Source organism: Vibrio sp. 10N.222.52.C12 (assembly GCF_041474215.1).
Lineage (GTDB): Bacteria > Pseudomonadota > Gammaproteobacteria > Enterobacterales > Vibrionaceae > Vibrio > Vibrio crassostreae_C.
This window is the reverse complement of record NZ_JBFRTR010000234.1, coordinates 1-537: the sequence shown is the minus strand read 5'-3', so window position 1 is coordinate 537 and position 537 is coordinate 1. Positions and strand designations below refer to the sequence as shown.

Here is a 537-nt window from a genome sequence, read left to right as displayed (position 1 = left end):
TAACAAACGACTATGGCGTCAATGATTAATTTTTGGCTGTGTTTTCATCCCACATGGCGCCATCTCTGAGCATAGAGTTAAGTGTCACAACCATCTTTCGTACGCACGCGATTATTGCGACTTTTTTAGGTTTCCCAGCAGCTAAAAGTCGAGCATAAGTCGCTTTGAATATGGGGTTACATTGCATGGCTGACATCATCGCCATGTATAAAACGGTTCGTACTTGCGCTCGACCGCCTTGGATCACGCGCTTACCTTTGTAGCGCCCACTTTCGCGTGTTATTGGAGCGACACCAATCAGTGATGCTGCTTGTTTATTCGTGATGTAACCAAGTTCAGGTACGTTGCTAATTATTGATGCAGCGGCAATGTTTCCTATTCCTGGGACGCTTTGCAATATTGTGTTTTTAGCTTGGTATTCAGGGCTATCTTCAATGAGTTTAACGAGCTTTTCTTCTAACTTGGTGATTTGATTTTTTATCGTGGTTAGCATTGGTTTGATAGTCGGATGGAGAGAGGCGGGAAGTATCTGGATTC

At 43.8% G+C, this 537-nt stretch carries 1 protein-coding gene; it reads right to left on the bottom strand.

Features of this window, described 5'->3' with window-relative positions; genetic code table 11:
* Positions 1 to 25: 25 nt before the first annotated feature.
* On the bottom strand, positions 26 to 537 hold a 512-nt coding region (locus AB4623_RS24030; protein WP_198599062.1), incomplete at its 5' end, for a transposase.